The following is a 16363-nucleotide window of genomic DNA, read 5'->3' as shown; positions in this document are numbered from 1 at the left end:
CTTTGGTGGGAAAGCGGTAAAGACGGAGATCGGGAATTAGGAATGTTTAATGGGAACATGGTTGCGATTCTTGTGTAAGCTGATGCCGTCTAAAGTGCGCCTAATGGAGCAGCCTCAGCAAGAACCGGATACGGATATCGCTCGAACCTTGAGTTTGGATGGCGCGAGCCGCAAGCGGAAGCATCTGAAGTGGTGGATCGTTATCGGGGTCCTCGGGGTTTTGACGGGAACCGCGGGGGTGGTGATGAACGGGCAGTCCCGTAGTCCGGATTCATCGGAGTTTCAGACCGTCAAAGTCCGCCGCGAGAGTTTCAGCGTCGACATTATCGCAACCGGTACCCTGAAGCCGATCAACCAGGTGGACGTGGGAAGCGAGTTGTCCGGCACGATCGATTCGGTCAAGGTGGACTACAACGACAGGGTCAGGCAGGGGCAGATCCTGGCCACGCTGAACACCGACGAGCTCGAGGCCAAGGTCCTGGAATCCAAATCTTCGCTCGAATCCGAGCAGGCCAGATTGCGCGTGGCAAGGGCCACGCTGGTCGAAGCAAGTCTCAAATTCCAGCGAGTGCAACAGCTCATCGCGAAGAGACTCGTGCCCCTGCAGGACGTCGACGTAGCGCGGGCAGCCTATGATCGTGCCCGTGCCGAAGAGGCCAGCGCCAAGGCCCGAGTCACCCTTGCCCAGGCGAATCTGGATGCGAATCGGACGAACCTTGCCAAAGCGGCGATCCGCTCCCCGATCGACGGTATCGTTCTTGCCCGGAAGGTTGAGCCGGGGCAGACCGTGGCCGCTTCCTTTCAGACCCCCGTACTGTTCACTTTGGCCGAAGATCTCACTCGCATGGTGCTCCATGCCAATGTCGATGAAGCCAATATGGGACAGATCAAGGAAGGACAAGATGCAAGCTTTACCGTCGATGCCTATCCCAGTCGCAAATTCCCGGCGAAAATCGTCTCGATTCGAAATGATCCTCAGACCGTTGACGGGATCGTGACTTATGAGACTTTGTTGAGCGTCGACAATTCGGAACTGTTGTTGCGCCCCGGCATGACCGCTACGGCCAATATCACGGCACACAGGGTTGCGGAGGCCATCGTGGTACCTAACGGCGCACTCCGTTTTTCGAAATCCAGGAGCGGTGAAGCGGCTTTCCAGGGTGCGGCCGCGTCGCCGGATCGTAGCCAGGTGGTCTGGACACTCCGTGACGGAAAACCGGTTGCCATCCCGGTGAGCGTCGGGCAATCCGACGGCCATGTCACGGAAATTATCGCCGGGGAGCTTAACCCCGGAATGTCGCTCCTGGTCAACGAAATCGATGCGAACGGCGGGGGAAATCAGGCTACGCGTTTGTCCCGGCAGGACAACTGAGAAATGACTAATGAATGGCTTATTGAGCTCTGCGGGGTGACTAAAGTCTATGGCGCAGGGCAGACCCAAGTGCTGGCATTGACCGGCATCGACTTGCAGATTGGCAATGGCGAGTTCGTGGCGGTGATGGGGCCCAGCGGCTCGGGAAAGTCGACTTTCATGAACATCCTCGGTTGCTTGGATGTGCCCAGTTCGGGCAGGTTTCTCTTTCGGGGCGTCGAGGTCGGCAAGCTAAGCCGGGATCAACGGGCCTTGTTACGCCGTCACTACCTTGGCTTTGTGTTCCAACAGTTTAACCTTCTCAGCCGAATGTCTGCTCTGGAAAACGTGGAGCTGCCGCTGATTTATCGCGGTGTTCCGGTAGCCGAGAGACGGGCGCGAGCGCTCGACGTGCTTGCGGCCATGGGCCTCAAAGGGCGGGAGAAACATACTCCCGTGGAGCTTTCCGGCGGCCAACAGCAGCGCGTTGCCATTGCCCGTGCGATCGTGACCAATCCGGCGGTGCTCCTGGCGGACGAACCCACCGGTAGTTTGGATACCAAACGTACCCGAGAAATCATGGAAATTTTGACCCGATTGAATCGCGACCACGGACTCACGATTGTCATGGTGACTCACGAACCGGATGTGGCGGCCTACACTCAAAGGTGTGTGCACTTCCTCGACGGGGCCATCGCGATCGATGAGCCGCAGAAGGCCTTTGCCTGATGGTATGGAATACGGTGCTGCTGGCATTGCGGGAGATCCGCCGCAATGTCATGCGCTCGTCGCTCACTATTTTGGGGGTAGTCATCGGCGTCGCCGCAGTCATTTTGATGGTCACCCTAGGGGCGGGCGTCACGGCGCGAATCACCTCCGATATCGCCAGCCTCGGCGAAAATCTTTTGATCATCACCCCGGGAGCCGCTCAAAGTGCCCTTGGGGTAATGTCTACTGCTGCATCGTTTCATCTCAATGATGCGCGGGCGATCGAGCAGGAAATCCGCGATGTGACGGCCGTAGCGGCATCCGCGACAAAATCCATGCCGGTGATCTACGGAAATAAGAACCGCTCAACCACGGTTACCGGCACGGATAATGCGTTTTTTGAAGTCAAGAACTGGTCGATAGGCCAGGGGCGTTTCTTCAATGAGGCCGAGATATTGGCGGGGAAACCGGTTTGCGTTCTGGGAACCGCCGTCCGTGATGCCCTGTTCGGCCAGCAGAATGCTCTCGGTGCCTCAATCCGGCTTCGGAAACTGTCCTGCGAAGTGATCGGGGTACTGAAGTCAAAAGGGCAGACGATTACCGGCATGGATCAGGACGATTTGGTGGTCATGCCGCTGCGCGCCTTTCAAAGACGCATCGCCGGAAACCAGGACGTCAGTGCGATTTACGTCGCGGCAGACAGCGGCGAGGTTGCTGCGAAGGTCAAGCGGAATATCGAATTGCTGATACGTGAACGTCGGCATCTGAAACAAGATGCCGAAAACGATTTCGAAATAGGCGATCTCGCGGAGATCTCCGGTAAAGTGGCGAACACGACCCAGATTCTCACCACCTTGCTGGGGGCCATTGCCACGGTGAGCCTGGTGGTAGGCGGCATCGGAATCATGAACATCATGCTGGTCTCGGTGACCGAACGAACCCGGGAAATCGGTATCCGCCTGGCGATCGGCGCCCGCGAAAAAGAGGTTCTCATGCAGTTTCTCGTGGAAGCGATCATGCTCGCATCACTCGGGGGACTTGTGGGAATCGTCCTCGGACTCGCGGGATCGGCTCTCGTGGCCCATCTTCTCGGGGTTCTGTTTATTCCGAGTCTAAGCGTGGTGCTAATCTCGTTTCTGTTCTCCGGTGGCGTCGGGATCATATTCGGGTATTTTCCGGCCCGTAAGGCTGCACGTCTGGATCCCATCAATGCGCTTCGGCACGAATGAGCGGAACCCAAGACGCGCGTATTGACCTTGCCCATTGACGATGGCCGGGCAAAGGCTGTCGGCGACAGCTAGCAATTTCTTGCAAGCCACCCGCACTAATCCAGCTCGGCGAACTGGCTACGGGCCTCACTAATGAGTTTCTCCGCGGAGTACATGACGTCCTTTTTGGGGTCATGGACGATCGCGCCAAAGTTTTGTGCCAGGATGGCGGCGATCATGAGTACGCATACGTCTTCCCTGGGATCTCCTTCCGAGCGCAGGGTAATAAGGGTCTCGCGCTCACCGGCTTGCGCCTGCGCGCCGGGAAATTTTGCGAGATAAGCCGCCGCGGACTCGAAACGAATATTGATTCCGCTGTCTTCGCCATTGATGGTGCACGGCAGGTAACCCGAGCTTTCCATGGGGACGTAGGATTCATCGACGGCCAACTGGAACTTGAGTCCCTTAATGGCCTCCTTAAGCCCGCTGTGCGAGGGTACATCCGAGCGGCTGAGGATTGCGGATCTGGTCATTGACATTCTGGATCTCCAGGGTCTTGGTTTAACGGATATGTCAGTGCGCCGGGGCACTGGCGGCCAACGACCGCCGACGTTGTTGGAGAAGGTCGCAAGCCTTGCATTTACGCAACACTAGGTCTGACCAAGGCTTGATGAAGGTAATCGGCAACACTGCTCACCCCTTCATCGTCGAGGCCATGATAATTTCCGGGTCTGGCCACTCTTTGTACCGGAATGCCCCAGCTGTCGAGTTGTTGCTCGGCTTTGTCCAAACTCACAGTACCGGCACCGGCTTCGATATCCGCCTCGACCAACAGCACGGGCGACGTGGATCGAATGTTTAAATGTTCCGAGGGGTTCATCTCCAGGCCGCCGGCGATGGCGACGACCGCGCCGAGCGGCCGGGTTCGCAGTAGGCCGGCGCGGAGGGCGACAGTCGCGCCTTGGGCAAATCCGACCAATGCGAGCTGGCTGTCGTCCAGTCGCCGTTTGGCAAGGACTGCGTCGAGAAATTGTTGAATGCACTCGCCGATTTCGTCATCGTCACGGACGTTCTGTCCTGCCGGGGATCTCCATTGGCGCCCGGAGCCGCCCTCTTCGCTGAACCAGGGTGCGTTGGGTGCTAAGAATTCCCCTTTGTTCAAGGTTGGAGCCCAATCGAGAGCCAGCTCGATGACCTCATCGCCGGTTGATCCCGAGGCATGTAGCAGGACCACGAGGTACTTGGGTTTTCCGCAGGAAAGCGGCGGTTGGTTGGGCCCATCCAGAGTGATTTCCATGCCGAGGGATCTCCAATGTGGCAATGAAATTGGGTTTACATTTTCGTCATTGCACTTGCTCTTGAAAATAGGAGGCGGTGCAGGAAAGTTTTGGGAGACGTGCGATGAAATTCGCCAAGTACCAGACTTTCAAGGGCTATAGCCTCATCGATCGGATTCGGAAACAGAGAGTCACCGAATCAGAGAGATCTTGTTCACGCGGCGCGAGTGCACTTTTATATCTACCCAACGGGAACTCGCGAGGCGGGAATTCGTTCCCTGTGCAGCTGTCTGACCAGCGGGTTCGTCGGTATTCGAGTTGGTCCCTATCCTGATCGCCGCCGCGGGAGGCTACGGTGGTGGCTCGGGGCCAGATTCAAGGAAGGATGCACAAGTCGGCGAACTGAGCCGCAATACCGATTTTTGATCGAACTGTTCCCGATACTTCATCGCCACTTCGACGATGGACGCTCCAACCGATGAGTCTTCCGGATGGACGATTTGCAGAATGTACGAGGTTTCCTGTTCGATGATTCCGGCAGCATTTCGCCACTGGCCGTTAGCTCTCCACCACGTCAGCCCTTGCGGGAAATGAGGGGTGACGGTCTGATTTACGAATTCCCGCCACTGTTCGATCGTCACCCTACCGGACGCATTGGCCGTGCCGAAATAAGCCGTCTCCAGGACAGCCTGCCGGCTACCCGGCAGGCAGCGCAGACGCGGTGTGGGCGTGCAGGCCGCGAGAGTGAAACATATGGCGACAACAATTCGAGCGGGTTGCAGGTTCATGGTTTATTTGCCGCCTGTTTGAAACGCTCAACCGCCGTGGTCATCGGTTCTAAGCCTATCCTTTAACAGCGCCAGCCGATGCCTGCTTACGGGCAAGGCGTCGGCGCAGCCTTTGAGCAGGAGATGGTAACTGTCGGTCTCGCCGGGCTTGGGCCTGAGCGTCTGAACATTTTTGAGATTGACCAGAAAACTCGTATGGATGCGGAAGAAGTCGGCAATTCTTTCGAACTCGGCCAATGGCTCACGAATGCCCTGCAAGACCGTGCCGCTCGCGAGACGCATCTGGGCAGTGTTATTGAGGTGGTGCTTGCGCAAATATAGAACCTCGACCGATTCGACGAAGGTGATGAGGCGCAAGCCATCCTTATCCGTGTGGCGGATGAGGAAACGGGACGGCGCGCCGGTTTGCTTAGCGGCCCGCACTCGCCGCAGGGCTTCGGCAAATTTCCCGTCATCCACCGGTTTGAGCAAAAAATGGGCAGGCTGATAATCGAAAGCCTGGGCTGCCCGCTCGGGGTGAGCCGTCACGAATACCAGCTGCGGCGGCTGCGCCATCTGCGTGAGCCGCGCCGCGAGACTCATCCCGGCGCTGGCCGTTTCCATAGCGATGTCGAGGAATACGGCATCGGGCTGTTGGGACTCGATGATCGTCAGTGCTTCCCCGGCGCCGGACGATTCGCCGAGGACTTCAATATCCGAATGCAGCGACAGCAGGTAACGTAATTCCTGTCGGTTCAGGGGCTCGTCGTCCACAATTAAGACTCTGATTTTCTCTACCATGCTTTAGTCCTGAATGGCAGGCTCAACCTTACCCTTGTACCCAAGCCTTCGCGGCTGAGGATGTCCAGGCGCGCGGCCCGTCCAAAGGCCAAAACCAGGCTTTGCCGCAACTGATACAGGGAAAAACCGCCACCTTCATGTCCCGAGGGTACGGGGTTGTGTCCGAGCCGGCTCAGCCTTGCCTTCGGGATGCCGCAGCCGTTGTCGACTAGCTCGACCTGAAGGTTTTGGTCGACGATGCGGGCGTTCAGGCTCAATTCCAATGTCTGGGATGTCCGGTCGAAGCCGTGCTGCAAACTATTTTCCACGAGGGTCTGCAGGGTGCGGGGCGGAAAATAGGCCTCCAGAGCGGCTGGCTCGATATTCTCCGTCAACACGACCGCACGATTGAAGCGTAATTGTTGAAAATCCAGATATTGAAACAGATGCTCCCGTTCCTGGCGGAGCGGAATTGCATTGAGTTGAGCGAAGCGGCGGGTGGATAGAAAGAACTGTCCGAGCTTCACGACATAACTTCGAGCCCGGTCCGGATCACTTAAGACCAGGGCCTTGATGGCATTCAGCGTATTCATCAGAAAATGCGGGTCCACCTGCGCCTGCAGTGCGCGGATTTCGGCGCGCCGCGCCGTGAGCTCCAACCGGTCGTTGTCTACCGTGCGCATGATCTTGACGAATAGTCCGCAGCCCAGCGCGTTCGTCGCGACTTTAGAGACCAACAGGTAGCGGATAAGGTCCCATGCGTGACCGAAGAGATCGGCCTGCCAAAAAATGATCAAGCGTTGAATGAGCGCTGCGGCCACACCGACCGCCGCCGCCCTCCAAGGATTCCATGCGACCTTCGGCCAATAACGGCGAGTCAGACCGGCAAGGATGCCGAGACCTATGCTGGCAAGGAAAACGGGCTCCGCAACGGAACTGCCGAGAAACAAGCGATGCAGTCCGGCAGTGAAACCGACACCGAAGCCGACCCATGTCCCGCAACTGAGTCCCGCCACGATCACGAACACTTCCCGAATATCGATGTTGAAATGTTCCTGCCCCAAGATGATTGGTCGTTCGACGATCACGGCCTGCCGGAGATCCAGGACCTCTCCCGCGTGAGTGCTGATGATCGCCGGTATGCTGAAGAGCACGATGACCGGGAAACTGCTTAGCAAGCTGTCTTCCGACCGTGCGATGGCGCGTCGGAGCTTGGGCGAGTGGAACAGCACGAAAGCGGCGGTGACCGCGACACAGATTTGAGTCAGCAGAAATGCACAGCGTTCGGTCCACAGAAGGAGATTGGTGAGGTATTCCATGTTCGGGTTTCAGTTTCTCGTGAGACTGAACACAACCGGGCAAGGACTCATCTTCAGCCTCCCCGGAGTCTTTTCCGCAAGATACGCCCGGAGGGCGCGAGCATCCGCCCCGGTCCGGGTCCGTGTTACTCCAAGCGAAGTCATCCTAACACCTCCGTATGGCCATGCCGTCTGTCGGAGGTCCTGCCGCGAATGAAACATCCGCCAGATACAACCGAAAACGCTCCAGTTGCACCGAATCTCCCGCATAAGGGCTCATGTTCGTTTGCAGCATCCACGTGAGAGAGTAATTTCATCACCGCGGAATAAGTCCGCACCTTTCACGGCCCGGTTAATCCGCAGCGGCGACCCAGAATGTCTGGAAGGAAGTCCGGAGCCTGACGAGTCGCGGTGTTCGGCGATCCGTGAATGCGGTGTCATTATGAAAAAGGAGGGACAGATGAAAAATGGCAAGAAGGTTTCCATGTGTGATGAGTCCGAGCGTTTCATGGATTCTGTCGGGAACGAACTTTGGGAAAAGCTTCGAATATTCAAGGTAGATTCGGGGTCTCCGGGGTTTTCCTTCCTGCGCAGGCTGGCGCTGGAAAACCGGTGGACGGGAGCTTATGCCGAAAGGGTTTATGCCGAATACCTGAAGTTCATATATCTCCTGAGCGTTTCACCTCAACCGCTAACCCCAAGCGACGCCGTCGATCAAGTCTGGCATCTCCATCTGAGCTACAGCCAATCTTATTGGGAGTCCTTGTGCCGCGACCTGATCTGGCGCGACCTGCATCACTACCCGAGTCGGGGAGGGATAGCCGAAAGGCGGAAATTCCAGGCCTGGTACGCAAAGACTCTGGAACTCTACCGGAGGGAATTCGGCCAGGCGCCGCCTCCGGATATCTGGCCCGAAGCGGCCCGGCGTTTTCGGAAGGCCGGAACCTTCGTTCGGATCGACACCAGGACCAACCTAGTGGTCAGCAAGCGGGGACTGTACGGAAGTCTGGCTGCAATAGCACTATGCTCCGTGGCTTTCATGGCCCAGGCGTGTGATGTCATACACGGCGGACTGGACGGTTCTCTGTTTGCAACGTTTTTGGTCGGAAGCTTTCTCTACGTGTTGTTTCTGGGAGACAGTGGCCCTGACGAGCGCCGCAAAAACCGCCGCAAAGGCCGCCGGAGAGACGAAAGTTGGGATGGCGACGGCGGAGATGGCGATGGGGGTGGCGATGGGGGTGGCGATGGGGGTGGCGATGGGGGTGGCGATGGGGGTGGCGATGGCGGCTGTGGCGGTGGCTGTGGCGGTGGTTAGTAGGTGATCGACTAGCGTATTTGGGCCGGGATGAGAGTATTAAAAGCTAGGGGGTGTCAAGTTAACTGTGTAACTGGGGTTAGTTCATAGGGTAACTCGATTACCAAAGAGGATCACGAAGTGGTTCAACGCCCGTTTCCAATCCTGGATCGGCATGGTCCATTTCTTCTCGATCCGCTGCAGTCCCAGATACAGGATTTTCAGAATCGCCTCATCGTTTGGAAGGGCGGCTTCGGCGCTCCCGGAGACGCCGTTTGCGATTGGGAACGCGCCGCGGGTCTTGAGCAGCTTGCGCAGGCTGAAGTTGAGTGATTCGATCGCGTTGGTGGTATACAGCACTTTGCGGATCTCCGGCGGATCATCGAAAAACACAGTCAAGCGCGTCCAATCCGCCCGCCAGCTTTGGCTGATGGCTGGGTACTTCGCGTCCCAGGTGTCCGCAAACCGCGCCAGGGCAGCTTCGGCCTCGGTCAAGGTCGCGGCGCCATAAATCGCCCGCAGGTCTTTCGCCACCGCCTTGCGCTCCTTCCAGGTGACATACTGCAGGCTGTGGCGCACCTTATGGACGATACACAGTTGGACCTGGATGTTGGGAAACACGGTTTCAATCGCTTCCGGCAGTCCCTTGAGGCCGTCGACACAGGCGATAAAGCCATCCTGAACGCCTCGGTTCTTCAACTCGGTAAAGACCGACAGCCAGAACTTGGCGCCTTCTGTGTCCGCGATCCAAAGGCCCAGCAGCTCCTTTTCGCCTTGCAGATTGACGCCCAAAGCGAGATAGACCGCCTTGTTCTTGACCGGTCCCGCTTCGCGTGATTTGACGATCAAAGCGTCGAAATACAGGATCGGATACACCGACGCCAAGGGCCGGCTCTGCCATGCCTTCACGTCCGCCAACACCGATTCGGTAACGTTGGAGATGAGCGTCGGCGAGACTTCCACGCCATACAGTTCTTCCAGATGCCCCTGAATACCACGGGTGGATAAGCCCCGCGCATACAGCGCCAGAACCTTCTCATCAAATCCTTCGAGCCGGCGTTGGCGCTTGGAAACCAGTTGCGGCTCGAAGTCTCCGTTGCGATCCCGCGGGACCTCAATCGCCAAGGGTCCGGTTTCCGTTTGAATCGTCTTCGCCGACTTGCCGTTGCGAGAATTACCGCTGCCGCCCCCTTCCGGCGCATGGGGGGCATAGCCCAAATGGGCGGTCATCTCCGCCTCCAACGCCCGTTCCACCAGACGCCGGGTCAGCTGCTTGAGCAAGCCGTGTTCCCCCAGAATGTCTTTCGGATTCGTATAGCCTTTGAGCAATTCATCCAATAAGGCGTCTTGTTTGGCTGTGTCACTGGTCATGTTTTAGTCTCTTTTTCTGGCTGATTTTACAAACCAGTTACACAGTTCTTTTTACACCCTCTAAAGCTAAGGCAGGACCGCGATTCCCCAAGGGCGGTTTCCCACCGGAATCGTCTTCATCACGGCGAAGGTCGACAGGTCGATTACGGAAAGATCGTTGCTGAGACCGTTTGCGGTATACAGGCGCTTTTGGTCCGGAGAGAACTCGAGATTCCAGACCCGGCGTCCCACGGGAATATAGCGGATCACTTCAAGTTTCCGAGCATCGATGACGGCGACCCTGTCGGCTCGACCCAGTGCCACATAACCGTAACGGCGGTCCCTGTCGATCCGAATGCCCACGGCTCCGATCTCCGAGCCGGCGACCTCGGGAATCTTGAATTTGAGTTTCTTGACCGGGCGCTTCGTCGCGGTATCGAAAATGGTCAAGGATTGCCCGTCGTGGGAACTGATCCAGAGCTGCTCGCCGTCATCGGTAAATCGAGAATAACGGGGCCTCGGGTCGACCGGCGTTCGTTCCACCGCCTCGAGGCTTTCAGTGTCGATCCATATCGCGATGTTGTCCGCCTCGCTGGTGCTGATGATCCAATGTCCATCCGGACTGACCGAGACGCCCTCGGGTTCCTTGCCAATGGCAACCCGCTTCAATACCTGGCGTGAATCGAGGTCGACCACAGTCATCTGATTGTCGTCGTCGTTGGAAGCGAACAAACGGTGACCGGTAGGATCGATGGCGAAGGTCTTGGGGTCTTTGTCCACCAACCATAGGCCGGCCGGCTCCAGCGTACCGGCGTCCAGGGCAACGATTGCGTTGTCCCTGCTGGATGCCACGAAAAGCCGATTGCCGTTAGGTCCGGCCAGGATACCCCGGGGCCGGTTGCCGACCTGAACCGTGCGCCGGACTGCTCCGGTGGTTCCATCGACTTCGACCACCGCATTATCCTTCTCAAGGGTCGCGTAAACGGTATCTGCATATGCCGGTGTAACACCGACTTGGGCGAGTAGACACAACGCCAGCGTCCCGGGACGTAAAGCCGGAAGCTGTTGAAGCGGGTAAAGGCGTTTTTTGTGGAACATGTCGGATGAATCAAAAACTAAAAGGGAAGGGCACCGAATTAAGCGTGCGGGCTGCGGCGAAGCTTAAAGAGCCTGGCAAACTCATATCCCATCGCTCGGGTCTACACCGTGAGGAACGGAGAGATGCTAAAGAGAATCCGCTTCCGGAACCATTCTCAGCCAGTTCATGGATGTAGCCCGACAGAATACCGTCTAATGCGGTCACGCCCCACTACAAAGGCCGGGAAAGTTTCCCTGACTTTAGAGGGAAAAATCTTTTTGTTCGTGGATCTGAGCCTAGACGTTATCCTCCGGTACATCGCTCGCCTCACCCCCGTGATAAGCTCTCGGTGCCAACCTGACGCCTTTTTTCCGGAGCAACCCGTGAATCAATCAAAAATCCTCGGACGCACGAAACAACTCCCGGCGCTCAGCAACTCGGCGGCGGCCATTGCTCTTGCCGTCATCGCCGGCGGATGTGACGGTCCCCCTTCCTCGTCAAGCGAAACCGCCCCGACGATGGCCGAATCCGCGGCAAACGCCCCAGACCGCGTGGACAAGTTACGCAAGGCCAAGTTTCTGAATCTGACCGAAAACGAGGTTGCCGCGGAATGGCTTGCGCTTCAGGAACATCGGGAGGATCCCTCTTATCGGCCAAGCTCCGGCGATATCGCGGAATTCGAACAGCGCATTAAACTCCTCGCCAGGTACACGCAGGAGGACCGGCGGATGGTCGCCAACCGCACCGTGCAAACACGGGACCTTTTGGCGGAACACGATGTCCATGAAACGCTGCTGACACTGCTCGACGGCATGGCTGATGTAGCCGAGGCCCACGTGGTGGGCAATTACGGGACCTATTGCCAGTGGTATGTCAACTTACGGCAGGGGCGGCTCGACCACCGACAGGCTTTGCAGCAGATGATGGCTCTTAAGCGGGCCCCATGAGCCCGCGGCTCCGGAGATGTGATCGAACGCCGGTAGCCGATATCCTTTTAAGATCGTGTCTGGCTCGACAGCGCCAGAGTTCCGTTACGGTAATCGATCAGAGCCTGCTCGATCTCTTCGCGTGTGTTCATTACAAAGGGGCCGTGTTGAACAACGGGTTCGCGCAGTGGCTTTCCCGCGAGCAGCAGGAAACACGCCCCTTTGGATCCGGCCCGGACGCTGAGTGTATCGCCGTCCGAAACAATCCCGGCTGCACCGAAGGGCAGGGTTCTGTGACTGTCGCCCACGGTTGCCTCGCCATCGAACACATACAGAATCGCTTGATGGCCGGCCTCGATGGGCGCCGTGAAGACAGTATCGCCCGCAACGCGAACATCGAGATATGTGAGATTCGTACTCAGGCCCTGGATAGGACCGGAGACTCCGCGCCCGCCCTGGATCAGGGTTCCCGCGATAACTCGTGCCTCGCCGCCGTTTTCCAGTGGCACGCCGGGTATCTCGCGCGCGGGAATGTCGCGATAGGCGGCGGGCTTCATCTTTTCCTTGCCGGGGAGGTTGACCCAGAGCTGAAAGCCGCGCATTCGGCCTTGGGTCTGCATCGGCATTTCGGAATGGATGATGCCGCGCCCGGCGGTCATCCATTGAACGTCGCCGGGACCGAGATCGCCGCGATGGCCTGCGCTGTCCTCGTGGCGCATATGGCCATCGAGCATATAGGTGATCGTTTCGAAGCCACGGTGCGGGTGGGAGGGGAACCCGCGGATATAATCGTTCGGATCGTCGGAGAAAAATTCATCCAGCAGCAGAAAGGGGTCGTACCGTAGGGTCTGCAAACTGCCAAGGCTGCGCCGCAATTTGACGCCGGCGCCGTCGGAAGTCGTGATGGACGGAATGATGTCTTCGAGCGTTCGTGTAGTCATGAGAAATACCTTCCGATTTGTAGCCCCTGGCCGGCTCCGGGGCTACGGGAACGGGCGATCAGGCGGCCAGCCGGCCGATCTGTGCTTCGGCTTCGGCAAGAGAAGCATGCTGCCGCTCGGGACCCAGGTTAAGACCTTCGGCATAGACGAAGCGGATGTCGCTGATACCGAGAAAGTTGAAGAAGTCCTGAACATATAGTGTCTGAGTATCTTTGGATGTGCCTCGATAGGCGCCGCCGCGGGTGGCCAGCACGTAGACCGGCTTATCGGCCAAAAGCCCGACCGGTCCATTTTCTGCGTAACGGAAGGTGACATCTACCCGCGCCACATGGTCGAAGTAGGCTTTTAGCGTAGAGGGTACGCCGAAGTTGTACATCGGCAGTCCCAGCACGATCACGTCAGCGCGTCGCAATTCATCGATCAGCCCGTCGGAGTAAGCCACTACGGCTTGCTGTTCCGTGCTCCGTTCTTCGGCCGGCGCCAGAAAGGCTTGAAAGCGTTCGGCAGTCAGGTGCGGCGCCGGGTCCTTGGCCAGGTCGCGCACGATTACACTGTTTTCGGAATTCAGTGTCCGCCAAATCTCGACGAACCGTTGTGCGAGCCGGGTCGATTGGCCCTGTTCGGAGAACAGGCTGGTATTGAGCTGCAAAAGCGTTTTCATCAAATGTCTCCGGTGATAATGGCGAGCCTTATTAAACGATTGATTGTATCGATAGAAAATCGGAATATTTCGGTGTTATCAATCGAGGAATTAGATAAATATGGCTGCACTTCCCAAAATCACCCTGGATCAGTGGCAGACGCTGGTTGCCGTGGTCGAAGCCGGCGGTTACGCACAGGCTGCCGAGCGGCTCCACAAAAGCCAATCGACCCTGACTTATGCCGTGCAGAAGCTGGAGCGACTGCTTGGAGTCAAGGTGTTCGAAATCCAGGGACGCAAGGCGGCGCTGACCTCTACCGGCCAGGTTCTGTACCGGCGCGGGAAAACGTTGGTCGAGGACTCCCTCCGCCTCGAGCGGGCAGCGGCGAGTCTCTCGGCCGGCTGGGAGCCGGAGCTTCGGCTGGCGGTGGATCACCTTTTTCCCACTTGGCTGCTGCTGGAATGCTTCACGCGCTTTGCGGGGGAGCATCCGGACACCCGCATCGAACTGATCGAATCGGTTTTGGGAGGCACCGATGAAGCCTTGATCGAGGGGCGTGCCGAGTTAGCCATCGGCACATCGGTGCCGCCTGGCTTCGTCGGGGATTCGATCATGAAAGTGCGATTCATCGCGGCGGCTCATCCGAACCATCCGTTGCATCGGTTGGGCCGCCCCCTCACCCTGGACGATCTGCGCCGGCACCGTCACCTGGTGATTCGCGATACGGGCCGGGAGCGAAGCCGCACGCCGGGGTGGCTCAACGAGCAGCGCTGGACGGTAAGCCACCAGGCCACCTCCATCCGGGCGGCGTGCATGGGGCTCGGTTACGCTTGGTACTCCGAAGACGTCATCCGCAAAGAGCTCGATGCCGGAGAGTTGAAGCCGCTACCGCTGCGTGAAGGAGCGGAGCGCTGGGCGAATTTATACCTGATCGTCGCCGATCGGGATGCGGCCGGTCCCGGTGTGAGGCGGTTGGAGTCACTCATTCGCGAGAGCGTCGCTTAGAAACTCGGCGAAGCAGGCCAGCCTGAGTTCGTTTGACCGGCCAGCCCGCTTGACAGATCGAGGAAATGCCTCCCTAGACGAACACTCGGCGCAGAATCTCTTGGCTGCTCGTATTCGGAATATTTCCCCTAAGTACTTTCGTAGCTGTTGGTACAGCGTTCGGCGGCGACACTTTGGGATAAACACCACATGACATTTACACTCCCACTTGGAGTGGCTTAGGCCTTCATACTCGTCCATCGGGTTCCTGTCTAAGCTCGGCGCGATAACGACCAAGCTCACCGACGGGAATGAAACGCAACGGAGTTGCCGTCCGAGTGAGCGCCTTGAGAGCTATTTTACGGGCTCTATAGCAAGAAGGTCTTCGTATATCTTTCTCACCCAGATGTCCTTGACTTTGGAATGCCGAGGGATCGCGGGCTGTCAATTCGCAAGCTATTGGCGCCAATTCCGCCACAAGGTGTCAATCCCACCACAGCGCGACACTGCGGGTATCGCTCAGTGAGCGTTGCAGCAGGATCAGGCCGGCATCGGGGTGCTGCAGATCCACCCCGTGAATCAGGCGCGCCCATTCGTGAGCGATTTCCTGCCCGTCACGGGCCTGCATGGCAACCATATCATCGATACACCCAAACCCCTGATCAATGACATCGGGGCAGAAGTCATCGATCTCCCTCGCCAGTTGGTCAAGTGGTTCCGGCAGCGAGAGAAAACGCACGGTGACCTTATCGGAGCCCACATCGCTGACCTCGATTCCGTAGAGCTGATCCCAGCGGTCGAGCTGCTGGATGATGGCTTCGTTGTCTAGGCCGGAGTTACAGCCATTGGTTCCCGCTTTAACCAGCGGACGTAATTTGGGATTGATCTTGTGTTTCTTCGCCCTGCTGGCGCCTTCCATGTCCGGAAAAAGCCGCTCCAGCCATTTGGCGAGGTCCTTGTGGCCATTGTCCTTTGCCAGAATGATCAGCGTCATTCCCGGTGTCCCGCCGAAGAGACGGCTGGGGTCAGCGCCCGCCCCCAGCAGGAGCTTGATGATCTCGATTTGGTTGTGTTGCACGGCACTCATCAGACAGGTGTGCTGCAGGTCGGATCCCTCCGGGTTAGCGCCTTGCCGGAGCAGAAATCGCACCATGTCGGCGTCATGCTCGATGACCGCCAAATGAAGAGTACAGGCTATGGGGGAGTTGATGTCAATGCCCTCGGCAAAGAGCTGAAGAAGACGCTCCTGATCGCGTTCGCGTACCGCCGTTTTCATCAGCAGGACCCGTTCATCGGTGCGGTCTGCTCCGTATTCGCTCAACAGGTCGGCGATTTTTTTCATGCGATCGGCCACGCAGGGGATCTCCATCTTGTCGAGGCAGAGCGCCCAGGGGGTCCAGCCGTTGGCATCGCGCTGTGAAGGGTCGGCACCCAGTTCCAGTAGGATTTTCACCGCTTTGGGGCTGCCCATGCCGCTCTTGATGGCATAGGTCAGCGGGGTACATCCATCCTCCAGAATGCCGTTCAGATCGGCCCCTGCGGCAATGGCCGGCTCGATCTGACTTACGGTAGTTCGAACGCCAGGCAGCTCGGCAAACGAAATGGCTTGAAATAGTTTTTGGTTAGCCTCACTGCGGATGGGATTATCGATGTCTGTCATGATGATGCATCCTGTTAAGGAAGCTCTGAATAAACCCACTGGGAGAGGGTTGAGTGAGGGCCTGTTAGATCACTCAGTTGCGCAGCTCGCTTCTCCGAAG

16 protein-coding genes and 1 pseudogene are annotated in these 16363 nt (G+C 57.9%); 6 read left to right on the top strand and 11 right to left on the bottom strand.

All coding sequences use genetic code 11. The features are described 5' to 3' along the window. The first annotated feature begins 103 nt into the window (after nucleotides 1-103). The 3 genes from sS8_RS05270 to sS8_RS05260 all read left to right on the top strand — a co-directional run bounded on the left by sS8_RS05270 (nucleotide 104) and on the right by sS8_RS05260 (nucleotide 3288). Nucleotides 104-1372, top strand: coding sequence for an efflux RND transporter periplasmic adaptor subunit (locus tag sS8_RS05270; RefSeq protein ID WP_119628729.1), 1269 nt, complete (start codon nucleotides 104-106; stop codon nucleotides 1370-1372). Between the two features lie 69 nt (nucleotides 1373-1441). Next, complete coding sequence (locus sS8_RS05265; protein ID WP_232020519.1) at nucleotides 1442-2080, top strand: ABC transporter ATP-binding protein; 639 nt, start codon at nucleotides 1442-1444, stop codon at nucleotides 2078-2080. Then, nucleotides 2080-3288, top strand: a complete 1209-nt coding sequence (locus sS8_RS05260) for an ABC transporter permease (RefSeq protein ID WP_119628727.1) — start codon at nucleotides 2080-2082, stop codon at nucleotides 3286-3288. The genes sS8_RS05265 and sS8_RS05260 overlap by 1 nt, the downstream gene beginning before the upstream one ends. A gap of 95 nt (nucleotides 3289-3383) precedes the next feature. On the opposite strand, the gene sS8_RS05255 is transcribed toward sS8_RS05260, so the two are convergent. The 5 genes from sS8_RS05255 to sS8_RS05235 form a co-directional block, all read right to left on the bottom strand. Beyond that, nucleotides 3384-3806, bottom strand: a complete 423-nt coding sequence (locus sS8_RS05255; RefSeq protein WP_145986420.1) for a hypothetical protein — start codon at nucleotides 3804-3806, stop codon at nucleotides 3384-3386. Nucleotides 3807-3907: 101 nt separating this feature from the next. Next, nucleotides 3908-4564 (bottom strand): alpha/beta hydrolase, encoded by a 657-nt coding sequence (locus tag sS8_RS05250; protein ID WP_119628725.1) that lies wholly within the window; start codon nucleotides 4562-4564, stop codon nucleotides 3908-3910. A gap of 330 nt (nucleotides 4565-4894) precedes the next feature. Next, a complete protein-coding gene (locus sS8_RS05245; protein WP_119628724.1) occupies nucleotides 4895-5332 on the bottom strand; it encodes a DUF3574 domain-containing protein in 438 nt (145 codons plus the stop codon). A gap of 27 nt (nucleotides 5333-5359) precedes the next feature. Continuing rightward, entirely contained in the window at nucleotides 5360-6112 is a 753-nt protein-coding gene (locus sS8_RS05240; protein ID WP_119628723.1) for a LytR/AlgR family response regulator transcription factor, read from the bottom strand. Then, the gene (locus sS8_RS05235; RefSeq protein ID WP_119628722.1) at nucleotides 6106-7410 is read right to left on the bottom strand and encodes a sensor histidine kinase; all 1305 of its coding nucleotides are present in this window, start codon (nucleotides 7408-7410) and stop codon (nucleotides 6106-6108) included. Before sS8_RS05235 ends, sS8_RS05240 begins: the two co-directional genes overlap by 7 nt. Before the next feature lie 439 nt (nucleotides 7411-7849). Between sS8_RS05235 and sS8_RS28460 the strand changes: the two genes are divergently transcribed. After that, nucleotides 7850-8704 (top strand): glycine-rich domain-containing protein, encoded by an 855-nt coding sequence (locus sS8_RS28460; RefSeq protein WP_179952366.1) that lies wholly within the window; start codon nucleotides 7850-7852, stop codon nucleotides 8702-8704. Nucleotides 8705-8788: 84 nt separating this feature from the next. Here the strand turns inward: sS8_RS28460 and sS8_RS05225 are convergent, their stop codons facing one another. Then, the gene (locus sS8_RS05225; protein WP_119628721.1) at nucleotides 8789-10054 is read right to left on the bottom strand and encodes an IS256 family transposase; all 1266 of its coding nucleotides are present in this window, start codon (nucleotides 10052-10054) and stop codon (nucleotides 8789-8791) included. Between the two features lie 66 nt (nucleotides 10055-10120). Beyond that, nucleotides 10121-11131: a PQQ-dependent catabolism-associated beta-propeller protein gene (locus sS8_RS05220; protein ID WP_119628720.1), complete on the bottom strand. Its 1011-nt coding sequence runs from the start codon at nucleotides 11129-11131 to the stop codon at nucleotides 10121-10123. Between the two features lie 363 nt (nucleotides 11132-11494). Between sS8_RS05220 and sS8_RS05215 the strand changes: the two genes are divergently transcribed. Beyond that, entirely contained in the window at nucleotides 11495-12058 is a 564-nt protein-coding gene (locus tag sS8_RS05215) for a hypothetical protein (protein ID WP_145986419.1), read from the top strand. A gap of 47 nt (nucleotides 12059-12105) precedes the next feature. On the opposite strand, the gene sS8_RS05210 is transcribed toward sS8_RS05215, so the two are convergent. Beyond that, nucleotides 12106-12978, bottom strand: a complete 873-nt coding sequence (locus sS8_RS05210) for a pirin family protein (RefSeq protein WP_119628718.1) — start codon at nucleotides 12976-12978, stop codon at nucleotides 12106-12108. 58 nt (nucleotides 12979-13036) lie between these two features. Next, the gene (locus sS8_RS05205; protein WP_119628717.1) at nucleotides 13037-13639 is read right to left on the bottom strand and encodes an FMN-dependent NADH-azoreductase; all 603 of its coding nucleotides are present in this window, start codon (nucleotides 13637-13639) and stop codon (nucleotides 13037-13039) included. Between the two features lie 100 nt (nucleotides 13640-13739). Between sS8_RS05205 and sS8_RS05200 the strand changes: the two genes are divergently transcribed. After that, entirely contained in the window at nucleotides 13740-14624 is an 885-nt protein-coding gene (locus tag sS8_RS05200) for a LysR family transcriptional regulator (RefSeq protein WP_119628716.1), read from the top strand. A gap of 96 nt (nucleotides 14625-14720) precedes the next feature. Here sS8_RS05200 and sS8_RS05195 read toward each other — a convergent pair. Together sS8_RS05195 and sS8_RS05190 are read right to left on the bottom strand one after the other, a co-directional pair. Next, a pseudogene (locus sS8_RS05195) lies at nucleotides 14721-14864 on the bottom strand (transposase); the annotation flags it as partial. Between the two features lie 223 nt (nucleotides 14865-15087). Further along, nucleotides 15088-16263 (bottom strand): ankyrin repeat domain-containing protein, encoded by a 1176-nt coding sequence (locus sS8_RS05190; RefSeq protein WP_119628715.1) that lies wholly within the window; start codon nucleotides 16261-16263, stop codon nucleotides 15088-15090. Nucleotides 16264-16363: the final 100 nt, after the last annotated feature.

Origin of the sequence: Methylocaldum marinum, from assembly GCF_003584645.1 — a bacterium.
GTDB lineage: Bacteria > Pseudomonadota > Gammaproteobacteria > Methylococcales > Methylococcaceae > Methylocaldum > Methylocaldum marinum.
The sequence above is the reverse complement of the archived record's forward strand: the minus strand, read 5'-3'. Positions and strand labels throughout refer to the sequence as shown.